This is a genomic window from Paenibacillus sp. DP01 (assembly GCF_044784315.1).
GTDB lineage: Bacteria > Bacillota > Bacilli > Paenibacillales > Paenibacillaceae > Paenibacillus > Paenibacillus polymyxa.
Genome location: NZ_CP173059.1, coordinates 5,476,594 through 5,489,375, shown reverse-complemented (window position 1 = coordinate 5,489,375; position 12,782 = coordinate 5,476,594). Strand labels below are relative to the sequence as shown.

At 44.8% G+C, this 12,782-nt stretch carries 11 protein-coding genes; 6 read left to right on the top strand and 5 right to left on the bottom strand.

The window, feature by feature from the left end; all coding sequences use genetic code 11:
• Positions 1 to 99 precede the first annotated feature (99 nt).
• Complete coding sequence (gene gpmA / locus ACH59B_RS24220) at positions 100 to 849, top strand: 2,3-diphosphoglycerate-dependent phosphoglycerate mutase (RefSeq protein WP_016822688.1); 750 nt, start codon at positions 100 to 102, stop codon at positions 847 to 849.
• Between the two features lie 63 nt (positions 850 to 912).
• Here the strand turns inward: gpmA and ACH59B_RS24215 are convergent, their stop codons facing one another.
• The gene (locus tag ACH59B_RS24215; RefSeq protein WP_017426143.1) at positions 913 to 2,406 is read right to left on the bottom strand and encodes an alpha-amylase; all 1,494 of its coding nucleotides are present in this window, start codon (positions 2,404 to 2,406) and stop codon (positions 913 to 915) included.
• Between the two features lie 261 nt (positions 2,407 to 2,667).
• On the opposite strand from ACH59B_RS24215, the gene ACH59B_RS24210 reads away from it, so the two are divergent.
• Complete coding sequence (locus ACH59B_RS24210) at positions 2,668 to 3,501, top strand: HNH endonuclease (protein ID WP_263560930.1); 834 nt, start codon at positions 2,668 to 2,670, stop codon at positions 3,499 to 3,501.
• A 31-nt stretch (positions 3,502 to 3,532) separates the two neighbouring features.
• On the opposite strand, the gene ACH59B_RS24205 is transcribed toward ACH59B_RS24210, so the two are convergent.
• Entirely contained in the window at positions 3,533 to 3,928 is a 396-nt protein-coding gene (locus tag ACH59B_RS24205) for a rhodanese-like domain-containing protein (protein ID WP_017426145.1), read from the bottom strand.
• Positions 3,929 to 4,428: 500 nt separating this feature from the next.
• On the opposite strand from ACH59B_RS24205, the gene ACH59B_RS24200 reads away from it, so the two are divergent.
• Together ACH59B_RS24200 and ACH59B_RS24195 are read left to right on the top strand one after the other, a co-directional pair.
• Positions 4,429 to 4,860 carry a DUF1641 domain-containing protein gene (locus tag ACH59B_RS24200; RefSeq protein WP_017426146.1) on the top strand — a complete coding sequence of 144 codons (432 nt, stop codon included), beginning with the start codon at positions 4,429 to 4,431 and terminating at the stop codon, positions 4,858 to 4,860.
• A gap of 27 nt (positions 4,861 to 4,887) precedes the next feature.
• On the top strand, positions 4,888 to 6,069 hold the full coding sequence (locus tag ACH59B_RS24195; protein ID WP_013373647.1) for an NAD(P)/FAD-dependent oxidoreductase: 1,182 nt from the start codon (positions 4,888 to 4,890) through the stop codon (positions 6,067 to 6,069).
• Between the two features lie 98 nt (positions 6,070 to 6,167).
• Here ACH59B_RS24195 and ACH59B_RS24190 read toward each other — a convergent pair whose 3' ends face one another.
• A complete protein-coding gene (locus ACH59B_RS24190; RefSeq protein WP_404302880.1) occupies positions 6,168 to 8,714 on the bottom strand; it encodes a LamG-like jellyroll fold domain-containing protein in 2,547 nt (848 codons plus the stop codon).
• 350 nt (positions 8,715 to 9,064) lie between these two features.
• Between ACH59B_RS24190 and ACH59B_RS24185 the strand changes: the two genes are divergently transcribed.
• Both ACH59B_RS24185 and ACH59B_RS24180 read left to right on the top strand, forming a co-directional pair.
• Positions 9,065 to 10,177, top strand: a complete 1,113-nt coding sequence (locus tag ACH59B_RS24185; RefSeq protein WP_031462446.1) for a hypothetical protein — start codon at positions 9,065 to 9,067, stop codon at positions 10,175 to 10,177.
• 182 nt (positions 10,178 to 10,359) lie between these two features.
• Positions 10,360 to 11,157: a copper amine oxidase N-terminal domain-containing protein gene (locus ACH59B_RS24180; RefSeq protein WP_031462445.1), complete on the top strand. Its 798-nt coding sequence runs from the start codon at positions 10,360 to 10,362 to the stop codon at positions 11,155 to 11,157.
• A 73-nt stretch (positions 11,158 to 11,230) separates the two neighbouring features.
• On the opposite strand, the gene ACH59B_RS24175 is transcribed toward ACH59B_RS24180, so the two are convergent.
• Together ACH59B_RS24175 and ACH59B_RS24170 are read right to left on the bottom strand one after the other, a co-directional pair.
• Positions 11,231 to 12,277 carry a stalk domain-containing protein gene (locus tag ACH59B_RS24175; RefSeq protein WP_031462444.1) on the bottom strand — a complete coding sequence of 349 codons (1,047 nt, stop codon included), beginning with the start codon at positions 12,275 to 12,277 and terminating at the stop codon, positions 11,231 to 11,233.
• A gap of 256 nt (positions 12,278 to 12,533) precedes the next feature.
• Positions 12,534 to 12,710 (bottom strand): CsbD family protein, encoded by a 177-nt coding sequence (locus tag ACH59B_RS24170; RefSeq protein ID WP_013373642.1) that lies wholly within the window; start codon positions 12,708 to 12,710, stop codon positions 12,534 to 12,536.
• Positions 12,711 to 12,782 lie beyond the last annotated feature (72 nt).

The following is a 12,782-nucleotide window of genomic DNA, read 5'->3' as shown; positions in this document are numbered from 1 at the left end:
CTTTTTTGTATGAAAAAGGCGGTTTAAAAAATGCATTTTACGTTAAATACATAGAAGTTGGGTAAAACATAGAGGATAGATAGGTGAGGAGTGAGGTATATGTATCAAGTGGTGCTGGTGAGGCATGGAGAAAGCGTGTATAACCGACAAAACTTGTTCACAGGCTGGACGGATGTTGATCTGACTGAACAGGGAACTCATGAGGCCATCGAGGCAGGACGTATCCTCAAGGAGGCTGGGTATACGTTTGATTTGGCATTTGCTTCTGTGCTAAAACGTTCTATCCGCACGTTGTATCATATCTTGGATGAGCTGGATCATCTGTGGATACCTGTGCAGAAGTCATGGAAGCTGAATGAACGCCACTATGGTGCTCTTCAGGGGCTCAGCAAGCTGGATTCCGCCGTGCAATACGGCGAGGAGCAGGTTCATATTTGGCGACGTAGTTTGACGGTGCGACCACCCATGTTGGATGAGCAGGATGAACGGAGTCCACATCGGGAAGAGCGTTATCGCCATATTAAGCCGGAGGAGCTGCCGCTCGGGGAAAGCCTAGAAGACACTGTGCATCGGGTTGGTGAGTTTTGGAAGCAACGGATCGTGCCGTTGATTCTCAAAAAGGACCGGGTTATCATTTCCGCACACGGTAATACTTTACGAGCCTTGATCAAGTACATGGAGAATTTGGACGAAACTGCACTGCTGGATTTGAACATCCCGACAGGTATCCCACTGGTGTATGAGCTGGATGAGCATATCGATCCTATACGGCGCTTCTATCTTGGGGATCCGAGTCATGTTGAGGCAAAAAAACAGGCTGTGGCCAACCAAAGCAAGGTGACGGAGTGATTTTCCATATACAAAGAGGACAGGGCGCTTCCTTGCATCCTGTCCTCTTTGAGTTGATATACATCAAGCGTTCGCGGTATCCTCTGTTTCCAGGCTGTCTTCCTCGGTAGGAAGTGCCCATACAGATACACTGCCAGCACGAACGGGAAATACGCCGTAGCCATCCTGTTCGATCTTCACGGCATGATCGTGATGCCCAGTCAAATCGGTCCATTTTTCTCCTGCATGTTGTTTACCCACGAACATGCGCTTTTCCCCGTCATTTGCGTTGGTGATCACCACAGCACATCCAGAGCCGTGCAGCTCAGGAATGCCCTGACGAACCCATCCAATCGTATGGGGATCATCAAAATAATCTTTTTGCTCACCATAAGCTTTGTGGTACCGAGCATATAGGAGCGGGTCTAGCTCAGCTTGCTTGCCTTTCACAGGCGTTTGTCCCTGGATACCGTAGTAATCCCCGTAGAATACGCAGGGATAACCATCTTTGCGCAGTAGGATGAGTGCATAGGCACTGGGCTTAAACCAGTCCTCCACCCAGGATTCGAGCGCTTCATGCGGCTGGGAATCATGATTATCGACAAAAGTAACCGAGTTCAGGGGATGGGTATGAACCAGCGTATCCTCGAAAATGGTGCTTAAATCGAAATCCTTACCACCCAAGGAAGCGCTATGTAGTTTGTAGTGGAGGGATACGTCAAACAGGTCGATTTTATAATCGATGGTATCCAGAAACTTTTGACACGATTCCAGATCCGGTTTCCAAAACTCGCCTACCATATAAAAATCCTGCCCACGCTTTTTAATCATTTCTGTAGCAAACTCTCGTACAAATTCATGATTAATATGCTTGATTGCATCCAGACGGAATCCGTTGCATTGTAGAGTATCCACCAGCCACTTGCCCCAGCGGATCATTTCCTTGCGCACATCCTGATGATTATAGTCAATATTGGCGAACATTAAATAATCATAATTGCCGAATTCATCATCTACATTATCGCTCCAGTTTTTATTTTTACCTAAAATACGATAGATTCCTGTCCGGTCCTGACTTGCATCGTAATCCGTTCCGTTAAAATGTTCGAAGTTCCATTGAAATGTGGAATACTTCCCTTGCCGGCCGGGGAATGTAAATTTAGTCCAGCCTTCGATATCAAAGGGCTCGGAAATGACCTCATTACGATTATCCGGGTTGACCTCGACGACCTTGAATACTTCGGTTTCATCTGCACCTGCCTTATGGTTCATGACCAGATCGACATAGACGGCTACGCCGTGGCGAACGCAGGATGCGACAGCTTCCAGTAGATCTTCCCTGGTTCCGTATTTGGTGCGTACTGCACCCTTTTGGTCAAATTCGCCCAGATCGTAAAGGTCATAGACGCCGTAACCCGTATCCTCAGGAGATTGGCCTTTGGTGACAGGTGGAATCCATATCGCATCAATTCCTTTGGCTTTTAGTTCCGGTGCCAGGCGGGCAAGCTTTTTCCAGTGAGAACCGTCAGCTGCGACATTCCACTCGAAAAATTGCATCATCGTATGGTTCCTTTTCATGTGCGTCCCTCCTTCATATATAACAAGTTACCCACCAAGTGAGGGGGGCTAAACGTCTGATGGTCAATATGATGTTGATGAAGAACATGGATCGCTATATAACGTATGCTAAATCATTAAAATTTGTTATACCTTGAGTGATGACAACGACTCGATGGCTAGAAAAGGAAACGTGAAAACGGTAAAATGAATCTAACTTAGCTATAGTTCGGATTTCGGGCAAACCATAAGCTCGAACAAGAAAGGGAAGGAGGGATGAACGTGACAGATCCGCAGCAGAATAAGGATGAAGCGAGAGAACCGCTGATGAAAAAATGTACGTATTGTCAGGAGATAAAACCATTAACAGACTTTCAGCGCAGAACCGGTCGCCGGGCGGGGCCTTATTCCCGGCGTGGTCCTTGTCGTTCCTGTCGGGGGTTAGTCCCGCAAGAACGGGCGGTTGCGTCCGCTCCTTCCCATGAGGAAACGAAGCCCTTGGCTGCTCCTGTGGAACGGCATAGCTCCGAAGCAGATACGACTGCGTACGGTCTGGAAGCGTCCGCGCAGCCTTCTAATGATTCCCAACGCCCCCGTAGGAAGCCCGTCACGGACAAAGCGCGTGAGCGCCATCGGCAACGGGTTCGTCATTTGCTTAGCAGGCTGAAGCCTGCGGATACCCGTGCGTTGCGGCTTAATCGCAATGGCATGATTCGACTAAGAGGCAAAACCGACCAAGGGAGACGCTGGCATCAGGAGATTGAGCTTGATTTGGCGATGACTCTGGTCAGAGAACGCATGGCGGTGATTGTAAATCCGTACACGGTCCGCAGACTTTATAGCAACAAGGAATTCCGCCAATATGTGCTTAAACGTGACCGTTATACGTGCTTTTTTTGCGGTGGCTATGGCGACACGATTGATCATTTACTTCCTCGGGCTAAAGGTGGACACACCACGCCAGTAAATTGCGTATGCGCCTGCAACGAGTGCAATCAAGTTAAAGCAGCCCGTGATGTAGAGGAATTTATCGAGTCTGGCGTGCCACTGCCGATTCCGGATGATTTTGAACCTTCTGGTGCTTCCGATGCTTCTGAGGACACCTTACGCACCTAGGACGATTTGCTGGGGAATCGGCTACATTCCCTTAATACAGTTCTACTTCAAAGCCAGATTCCTTCCAGGCTGTTGTTCCGCCTTCAATAAAGGCCACATTGGTAAAGCCCATCTGTTGCAGTATATAAGCTGCCAATGCAGCTTGTCCGCCTGCCCCACAAGTGGTGATAATTGGGCGGTTGCGGTCACGTAAGCGTTCATCACGCAAATCTTGTGGAACGTCCAGGTCAGCGCGGATGGGTAGCATGCCCAGTGAAATATTGGCGCTACCGCGAATTAGGCCGCAAGCACCTGCATCATGAGAATCCTGTACGTCGATAACGAATGTATCTGGATTGGATTCAATTCGCTGACGTGCCTCCTGTGAAGTAATGCCCTGAACGTGCTGCCTCGCTTCTTGAACCATATCTGCAAATGTTTTAGCCATCGTTCAACCCTCCGTAGGAATATGTTTTGTATTGGTTTTCATATTAATAAACAGAAACTCACCCTCTCTATTACCCATCTCTAGTATAAAATGTCCCTTTTTTTAAGGTAAACTTAGACAAAAATCGTGCTTATTCTAATTTTTATCTAAAATAACAATAAAAAATTTGCAGAAATTTGTGCAAATTTAAAATTTCTTCGACGATTGGGTTGTGAAAGGTGTAATATAGAGGTATAGGGTTCCGTTTCGGCCTGTTGTAGTCACGAGGGAGCGCTTCGTGAGATATTCCGCAGCAGTAACAACAACAGAATAACGTCCAAGCAATATACAATTGGCATCTGCGATCATCAGTCTTGCCCTTTAGGGTATAGGCCGGTTTAAGCTGTGCTTCTTGCATGTTTAAGGGCGAATTCATTGAACGTTTTATTGCTAGAGTTTATGATGCAGGTTACGAGAAAGGAATGGACTTCTATTTTCACAGTAAAGGAGGACGTTCACGCATGTCTGAAAACCAACAAGAGGTGGCCGTAACACAAGAAGCTACCAAAGAGTCTCGGGATGTATTGGACCAATTGATGAAACCGGAGGTTCAGCAATCGCTGACCGTACTGGTAGAGAATCTGCCAAAGTTGACTGAGATGGTTACTTTGATGACCGATGCTTATGATGTAGCCCGCAGCTTGGCAACTGACCCTGTCTTTATCGGAGATATGAAAAACTCCATGGGAGAGTTTGTGAAGCCTGTTACAGATTCGGCTAAAGGATTGGCTTCTGCTGCAATTGAAGCAAATGACCGTGTACAAACTACGGACGGCAGTGTAGGTCTGTTTGGCCTGCTCAAAATGCTTAAAGATCCTAATGTACAAAAAACGCTGCGTTTCAGCCAGGCTTTCCTGGATATTCTGAATGAGCGCCAACGCGAAAGCAAATAATTACCTGATCGAGAACGGAGGATGGACATGTCGAAGCAAATTTTGATCTTGGGCGGCGGATACGGCGGATTGCTGGCCGCTCTCACAGCACGCCAGCATATGGACGCTAGCCAAGCAACCATTACAGTGGTAAACCGCTTTGCGTCGCACCAAATTATTACGGAACTGCACCGTTTGGCGGCAGGTACTATTGCCGAAAAAGCTGTGGCGCTTCCTTTGGAAAAACTGCTGCGCAACAAAGATATTATCCTGAAAGTGGATACAGTTTCCGAAATCAAACCGGACGATAAGAAAGTAACCTTGGCCAGTGGTGCTACGTTGAGCTATGACGCTCTCGTTATTTCCCTGGGCAGTGAAACGGCATACTTCGGTATTCCGGGGCTGCAAGAGCATAGCTTCACACTGAAATCAGTGGCAGAAGCTAATCGCATCCGTGCACATGTGGAAGCTCGTCTGGATGCTTACAAGCAATCCGGTAACAAAGCGGACGCTACCATTGTTATCGGTGGCGGCGGTCTGACTGGCGTTGAGCTGGTGGGCGAATATGCTGACAAACTGCCTGCAGTTTGCCGTGAAAAAGGCATCAACTACGAAGATATCAACTTGTATTGCGTAGAGGCTGGACCATCTATTTTGGCAGGCTTCCCTCAACCACTGGTTGATCGTGCAGTAACAAGCCTTGAAAAACGTGGCGTTCAAATCGTAGCAGGTGTTCCGATTACAGAAATGAAAGCTGACGAAGTTCTCTTGAAAGACGGACGTTCGATCAAAACGAACACACTGATCTGGACAGGCGGCGTACAAGGTAATGCACTGGTTGGCGCATCCGGTATCGAAGTAAACCGTGGTCGTGCAACTGTGAATGGCGCACTGCAATCGACTTCCCACGAAGACATCTTCCTCGCTGGCGACAGCGCAGTAGTGTTCCCAGGTGAAGGCGAGCGTCCATACCCTCCAACTGCACAGTTGGCTTGGCAAATGGGTGAATTAGTTGGTTACAACATCTTCGCTTATTTCAACGGAGCGAAAATGGAACGCTTTACGCCAGTGTTCTCCGGTACACTGGGCAGCTTGGGAAGAACAGACGCGATCGGTACTGTAGGCGCGAATGGCACCCAACTGAAAGGCGCTGTAGCTACTTTGATGAAAGAAGGCAGTAACATCCGTTACCTGTCCCATATCAAAGGACTTTTTGCACTGGCCTACTAATATTTATATGGTTTATTAAAAGAGAGCGCTGTTCAGCGCTCTCTTTTTTTCATTCTTCGACACTAGCAATGCTTACACATTTCACAAATAGTCTTAATTCACTTCATCATGGCTAACTCTTCCACCTGTGCAGGAGGGAGCGCGCCTTCAAATATACTCAGCTCATCTATAGATCCTTTGAACGCAGGGTCCCACCAATTGACCCCTAGGCTGAATGTTCCAGATTTAGAGGTAAAGACATCCGGGAACTTTGAGCCGGTAAATTGAATTTTGCCATTCACATACACCTCTAATACCCCACGATCTACAGTGAAGGCCAGATGTGTCCATTCATTGGCTTTGATCTTCAGGCCCGTACTGCCAGTATACCAAGTTGAGCTGCCGGACCAGACCATCGTATTATCCTTCTCGGGTCCTCTGGGCAGAAGGCTAACCCAGTGGTTGTTATCCATAGCTCCAAAAAAAGTTGGTGTATGGACAGTCAATTCGCTGGGCTTCACCCACAGTGACACAGAATAGGCTGAGCTGGATATGAGTCCTTCAGGCAGAGCAATACCTGACTTTCCATCAAGGACTACAGCTTGGCCTCTTACGCCTTCAGCGTAGGATACAGTTCCTCCTTGACGATCGATTCGGTCACCAATAACCTTACCATTGGCAAAAGCATCATTCTGATCCTTTAGATTATTTTCAAATGGGTATGAAGCAGTCAATGTTGCCTTCTCATAAGGAGCTACCGTAATGTTAAAAGCTTTGTCCCGACTGCTGTCCCCTTTGGTAATGGTAGCTGTCAAAGTGGCGGATACAGCCTTTTCTCCGATCCCGGGGCGCTTGATTTCACCAGTATCGGAAATGATGCCTGGGTCTGGAGTTTTCCAGGTAATGGATGATTGCCGACTGCCTTCCTTCGGAAGCGTCAGATTAGCCGTCACCCGGCTCGTATTGCCAAGATCTAATTCACGATATACACTGTCAACGACTGTCGTATCCGTCATATCAGGGAGCTTACTGCCCCAGGCCATTTCACCTTTATTCGATAGAACTGTAAACGCAAGGATGTATTGATTTGTAACCTGGTCCCATTGTCTCAGGAATACTCCATCATATACAGCACCATCCAGTGTTAGTTGGACATTCGCATCCCCCGACTTGCGCCATGTTCCTTGCACATCGCCTTTAATCGTATGGTCTGCTCTCAGCTGAATGAACTGTGTATTTTTGATCGTCGCCGAAGAATCACTGCCATGGTTAATATATTGATAATCACCAATGAATTGTTCCTCATCCAGCTTTGTAAGCGTCTCGCCGCCGTAACGGTAAGGAGCTACCACAGGCCAGTCATCCTGATTCATGAACATTTGGTGTACACGCAGCTCATGAGTCTCCCCTTGCTGAGGGAATCGGGTATGAAAGACAACAAACATCTGTCCGGTAGCAGGATCGGTGTATACCGAGTTATGCCCAGGAGATACATAGCCGTAGCCCACACCTGTACCTGGATCGCCTATTTTGCTATCGAACAAGAAGTTACCCATTAGTTTGTTGCCATAGGCTACATTTTTGGTGTTTGCTGGAAGCACGGCATTCTGTCCTTTGGCATCCTTATAAGGTCCTGCCGGACTCTTGGAACGGAATAACCTCATGTTATACCCACCGTCCGCTGCAAGTCCGCCATAGGTTACATACAGATAGTAGTAACCTGTCTTTGAGTTGTATTCAATATATGGACCTTCCCCGGACTCACCGTATCCACCTGCGATCTTGGTGCCAAAATAGCGATCAATCAGACGGCCATCCTCTGTCGTTCCATCTTGGCCTGGATAGATCGGTTTGCCAGTTGCTTTATCCAGCTCCAGTAGAAATATTCCTCCGGACCATGACCCGTACGTCATCCATAAGCGCCCGTCTTTATCATAAAAGACTGCTGCATCGATTGCATTCGGGAACACCCGATTCGCATAAGAACCATCGGCGTTAAACCATCCTGCTCTAGGCCCCTTCAGTTTGCCTTCATTAATGAGTTGAGAAATCGGCGTATTTGTCCACTTTTTATCCACTTTGCTATCTTTATCGAATGCAGTCTCCTTTGTAAAACCAGTGTTCACAATGGTATCCACATATTGATAGGGGCCTTCAATGTTGGGTGCAACGGCAATACCGATCGCGGAACGTATATAGGTGGAGGAGGCACTATAATAAATCATATAGGCCCCTTTTGAGCCATCCTTATTGACATAATGCTCATTCCAAAATACATCCGGCGCCCATACTGAGAATCCTCCCTTGCTATCCGCATCATTCTCGCCCGCCCAAGCGAAAGATCCGGCCAGATTCTTCGACAAATCTCCGTAAAGGGTATTCCCAGGCGTTGTGTAACCGTTTGCAAAAGGAGTCCAGTTTGTGAGATCTTTGGATTTCGCTGCGGAGATATGCGACCCAAACACATAATAAGTGTCACCGTCTTTGACAATCGAAGGATCGTGAACCGATACATTAGAGAAGGTCGGCACATCCTGCTTCTTGTTTTGGTTCGGCTCCGCTGCTGCGGCGTCCAGTGTACCTAATGGTACGGCTGCAATTGCCAATAATAAAGTCATTGTTAATGCAATGCTCGACCTGGCTCTACGTTTAAGCAATCTTCTCATCGTATACATTTACCCCTTTCTAAAGTGGAATACAGTGATATATTCTGCTTTCATTGCTAAAATACCTTTATATTTATAAATATAATTAATGTATTTATGAATTACATAGCTGTAGGGAAGGTTTCGACATCCAAGAATCGTTGTATACCTGTAAGGTGATAATTGTAAAAAGCTAAGAGGCTTTTTGACTGAGCTATTCCACACTCACTTTTTTTGTGTGTTTGACCCGTCTATACACTATGATATGTAAAATACCACGCTCTCTTTTTAGGTAAAAATTATAAATTATGGTTGACGTTATATATTTGTGGGAGTATGCTAGTTTCGAAAAATAACTAGGAGGTTTGTGTATGTTTAGGAAAAATAAGTTTTTTGGCATGGGGTTAGCAACTATCCTCATGTGTTCCGTTTTCTCGGGAAGCCTCGCCTATGCGGAGCCTAAGGCAACTAAGTACGATGCTGCATTTTTTGAAAATCTCAAACAACGAGCCATTGTCCATGAACTTCAAGAAAATCAGATTGATGTCAACCCGAAGGCATCTATTACTGAGCTCCTGAACACAGCCGATAGTACGTCAACATCACTAAAGAGTAAAAGTAATAGTGATCTACAACAAAAACTGGAGAAGCTTAACAAATCGGAATACATATATCTTACGCTCGATGGAGAAGTATACAGCTCAGAAAAAGGTTATGTAGGTATGGCGGATAAGGTTGAATCAAAAGAGGATAGTGTAACGGATGCTACTTATACAGAAACAAGTTCTTTGAGTGAATCAAGCAACAAACATGTTATTTCCTTATCAAGTAAAAATAATCCCACTCCATCGCAAGTGAGTGGAGGAACGACTGGAGCTTTTTCAAGAGTTCAATTGGATTATGATGGATTTGATGGGGTTAATGCACGTGTGATTTTGCCAACCGTTAGGGATCTAGGAGTAAACGAACAGCCATGGGTGTATTACGGTTTTGATGCGAAAAATGGGAAGAAAGTTGAGGGGGGATTTTCCTTCCAAACGGGCCAAAAAAGATACTTAGGATACATTAAAAATGGAGGTTATAAATATTCTACAGATTCGTGGGTAAATGGGGAGGGTTATAATTCAGTTAAATTTTATATTGATAATAGTACCTATAACGCTTATCTGTTAGCCTACTACAATCAAATTGTCGTTATGCAAACCTCTTTTAACTCCTCGGACCTCTCGTCTATGTCTGTTAAGAGAGTGACGGCAATAGCGAAAGATAACTTTGATGGTAGTAATATTTATGGAAGTGCTATCGGTGGAGAGTTTTCAGATTTGGTAGTCTCGAAATTCAATTCGGATTATTATTATCCATGGGATAACTATAGGGATTACTCTTTTTGGGATGGAAGTCAGTGGTTCGGTACGATTGATTGGCCCACCGATTATATTACTCATTTTGATACAAGTGTGTGGATCAGAAATCCAAACCGATAAGAACAATAGCTAAACGATGGCTCAAGCTAAAATATACTGAAAGCATCTGTCATTTCCTTTGTTGTTGGCTGGGACTTACAACATGTGGTTTGACAGGTGTTTTTCCACATTAAGCTTACTCAACTGGAATCCTTAGCCGTAATTTTGATTTTGAACCTAAACAAAATCACTAGGAGGGCATAATGAAAATCAGGTTATTATTCAGTATTATGATTGCACTAAGTTTTGCTACTGCACATTCGAGTTTGGCCTCAGCTCAATCTCAGACTCCCATACACCTGAAGGTCAATGATCATTATATCTTATACACCTACCCTACATCACCCTTTGTGGATAAGAAAGGTAGGCTGCTTATACCGCTCCAAGCAGCTGGGGATATACTGGGTGGTAAAGTAACTTACAATGCAGCGAGCAAAACCGCTTCTGTTGATATTTTGGGACGCAATGTAACGGCTACGATCGATTCACCTGAAATATTGGTTAACGGTGAACCGGTGATAATGGATACAGTTCCCATCATGAAAAGCAACGCGATGTTTTTGCCGGTATCCATGTTGTTGAAGGATACAGATGCAAAAATGGAATGGGATTCCAAACGTGGCTTATTGAAGCTAAGGCATGACAGCTTTACAGAAAGTCCAGTTCTTATGAGGTTCAAGGGACAAGACTTGGCCCAAGTTATTGATGCGAATGCATTTGATCTTACTTCCTTTGACTGGGATAAAAAGAAGGATGTATTAAATATTTATGCTGCGTATAAGAGTGGATTATCGCCCGTCTTCAAGAAAGTCGACTTCAATCCTATGATTGTGTATAGCAAAGGGACTTATACTGTAGATCCTTATTCTAAACCTGGTTCATTTCACAAAGTCAAAATAACCAGCCCCGGTCATTTGGTTTATACAATGAATATCGATACAATTGACGCTGATAATGATTATATAAAATATATCACTTCCGTAGGTAGGCTGATTCAATAATTGATGGTGGTTGTGTATCATAAAAAAGCGACAAAGGTTGTAAGGCCTCTGTCGCTTTTTTGAAAAGTATGTTTTAGAACGAAGTTATCGTGTTGCTGTTTTCGCTGGACTTAATTTTACCCACTACTCGAGATACCGAGTTTCTATTCTTGAGCTCATAAAGAACGTTCTCTATAAGAGAGTTTCTTTGCGCATTAGTAAGTGTGTTGTTCCAAGCATCAGTTTTTACATATACATCCACGCTGGCTTCACTACTGTCGCCTCTTACGGTGAAATCAAAGCCAACGCCAGCGTAATTTCCATATCTATTAACCAAATCGCGTTGAATCGTGCTTGCATCCAGAGAAGAAGCTACATCCTTCAAAGTAACATCGCCTCTACTGTTGGTTGTAAAGGTCGCCATTTTGTCCCTATTACTGGAATTTTTAACCGTACCCTCAACATCAGCATCTTTATACTCTTTTAAAATATCGTCTACGATGTCTTCCAGGAAGCTTTCCTTTCTGCTGTTGGATAGCTCAGTCCATCTAGATTTCGTCATTTCAATGGTCACCGTAATATCGTTTTTGTTACCATCCAGCGTGATATCCGAGTTGGTGTTGTAGTCATCTCTGTGATCATCGTTCAGCTTACGTTGGAGGTCTTTCAAGGTGCTTGAACTATTTTTGCTCGCTTCATCTTTCAGCGTCTGATTGTCTTTTTGCAACTGAGCAATGGTAGCGTCTTTCGTCGTGTTCGCTGCTTTGGCTGTGTTCAGTTCTTGAGTCAGCGTCGTAATCTGGTTGTTCAGTGCTGTAACCGTAGACTGATCAATAGGAACGCCGTTATCAGCAATGACTACGCGTTTGTTTGTGCCATCCCATGTTACTTTTTTATCCAAAGCTGTACCTGCAAGCTTCAGCGGGATATACGTCACGCCATCCAGCAGAAATGGTTCTGTTTTAGCATCCGAGGCAACCTCGGTTCCGTTATAGATAATTTTAATATTGTTATATACTGCTTGGATCGGCTTAGTTACTTGTGCAGCATATGTAGATTGGCTGAACAGAGCCCCGGAGATGGCCAAGGCCGACACGGCAGTGATGATGACAGGTTTCTTCATGGACTTCAATGATTTCATTCGTTGGTCTACCCCTTTATTTAAGAATTATAGCTTGATACATAGACTAGAGTAACATTAATACATACAAAATCCAACAGGTTGGAAGGGTTGTTATTGGTTGTGCTTATATTAGTTAGACGCAAAAGCGACTGTAAAAGTTGCCCTGTTTGCGTAAATATTTTTCCAAAAGTAACCGAACAAAATAAAACAAGTCCGCTGTACAAGACAGCAAGACTTGTTTGGAGTACAGTGCGTTAGAGTATCAAAAGTTGGACTATTTGTGATCCTTCAGTTTTCCTGCTGTTTCCTGAAGGTGACCTTTGGCTTTATCCAATTTACCTTCAGCTTGAAGGGACTTATTATCCGTGGCGTTCCCGATTTGGTCCTTGATTTCACCTTTAGCTTTATTTACATTACCTTTGATTTTATCGCTAATTCCGTTATCCTTCATGGTATAGCCCTCCTCATATAATCAAACTTTCATTCAGCATGCTGTAGTTAGTCATTACCCGAGCGAGGGTAA